Origin of the sequence: Calidithermus chliarophilus DSM 9957, from assembly GCF_000430045.1 — a bacterium.
Taxonomy (GTDB): domain Bacteria; phylum Deinococcota; class Deinococci; order Deinococcales; family Thermaceae; genus Calidithermus; species Calidithermus chliarophilus.
Map to the genome: position 1 here is coordinate 2,057,098 of NZ_KE387023.1, position 571 is coordinate 2,057,668.

The following is a 571-nucleotide window of genomic DNA, read 5'->3' on the forward strand; positions in this document are numbered from 1 at the left end:
AGCGGCACGGTGGGCGTGGCCTGGAGCGCCCCGGTGCGGGTGCTGCCCGTGCGGGTGCTGGACCAGAACGGCAACGGCACCTTCGAGGCCGCCGCCGCCGCCCTCCGCTACGCCGCGGGCCTCCCGGTGGAGTGGGAGGGCCAGACCCTGCAACTGCCCGAGCCGGCCGGCGTGATCAACCTCTCGCTGGGCGCCCTGCAGCGCTCGCAGGCCCTGTGCGACGCGGTGGCCGAGGCCGTGCAGCAGGGCGTGCTGGTGGTGGCTGCCGGGGGCAACTACCAGGACACCAACCCGGGCGCCCCCTTCTACCCCGCCTCCTGCCCGGGCGCTTTGGGGGTGGGGGCGACCGACCTCGAGTTCCGCCCCGCCTACTACAGCCAGCAGCACGCCGCCATCGCCGCCAGCGCCCCCGGCGGCGACACCCGCACCGACGACGCGCGCGGCATCCTCTCGACCACCTGGAACTTCGTCGCGGGCCGCCCCACCTACGCCTTCTACATGGGCACCTCCCAGGCCACCCCGCAGGTGAGCGCGGCCCTGGCCCTGCTGCTCGCCGCCGACCCCGCCCTCA

The 571-nt window shown here is 75.8% G+C and carries 1 protein-coding gene; it reads left to right on the plus strand.

What is annotated here, in order from left to right:
• Positions 1-571 (plus strand): S8 family serine peptidase (locus MEICH_RS24510; protein WP_036218490.1); only part of this gene is annotated, 571 nt, incomplete at both ends.